The sequence below is a fragment of the Psychrobacter sp. TB55-MNA-CIBAN-0194 genome, assembly GCF_040309505.1.
GTDB classification, from domain to species: domain Bacteria; phylum Pseudomonadota; class Gammaproteobacteria; order Pseudomonadales; family Moraxellaceae; genus Psychrobacter; species Psychrobacter fozii.
Genome location: NZ_JBEOOW010000509.1, coordinates 1 through 256, shown reverse-complemented (window position 1 = coordinate 256; position 256 = coordinate 1). Strand labels below are relative to the sequence as shown.

Sequence of the window (256 nt, the reverse complement as noted above, 5' to 3'; positions counted from 1 at the left end):
AGGTTGGGCTCACTGTAGTGATGGCGTCGGCATACACTAGTCCTGCCTTTAGCCCAGAGAAGCGACCATAAAATTCCATTCCGTGGATACTGAGTAATTCAGGTGATAAATGCGTGTCGACAAATTTATCCATGTCAAAGCTGCCGTTATAACGTAAATTATGAACGGTCGTGACAATGGGAAGGTGTTCTGTTTTCCACCCCTTTAAATAAGCCGCTGCAAAGCCTGTTTGCCAGTCGTTTAGGTGGAGTATGTC

At 45.7% G+C, this 256-nt stretch carries 1 protein-coding gene; it reads right to left on the bottom strand.

The features are described from left to right. Positions 1–256 (bottom strand): glycogen/starch synthase (locus tag AAEY75_RS16070; protein ID WP_352260157.1); only part of this gene is annotated, 256 nt, incomplete at both ends.